The organism is Frankia sp. Mgl5 (assembly GCF_023242985.1).
GTDB lineage: Bacteria > Actinomycetota > Actinomycetes > Frankiales > Frankiaceae > Parafrankia > Parafrankia soli.
The window spans coordinates 1-380 of record NZ_JALKFY010000516.1; the positions used below are offsets into that span (position 1 = coordinate 1).

Consider the following 380-nt stretch of genomic DNA (forward strand, 5'->3'; position numbering starts at 1 on the left):
TCGCAGGAGCGGGTGATTCGGGCGGCGTTGGCGGATGCGGGGTTGACGACGGCTGATGTGGATGTGGTGGAGGGGCACGGGACGGGGACGCGTCTCGGCGACCCGATCGAGGTCGGTGCGCTGCTGGCGACCTACGGCACCGGTCGCTCGCCGGACCGTCCGGTGTTGTTGGGGTCGTTGAAGTCGAACATCGGGCACACGCAGGCCGCCGCGGGGGTGGCCGGTGTCATCAAGACGGTGCAGGCGCTGCGGCACGGCGTCGTCCCGAGGACGCTGCATGTGGACGCGCCCTCGTCGCGGATCGACTGGTCGGCGGGTGCGGTGTCGCTGGTGACGGAGCCGGTGGTGTGGCCGGAGACGGGCCGGCCGCGGCGGGCGGG

General features: G+C 72.9%; 1 pseudogene. It reads left to right on the plus strand.

What is annotated here, in order from left to right:
• A pseudogene (locus tag MXD62_RS10405) lies at window positions 1-380 on the plus strand (polyketide synthase); the annotation flags it as partial.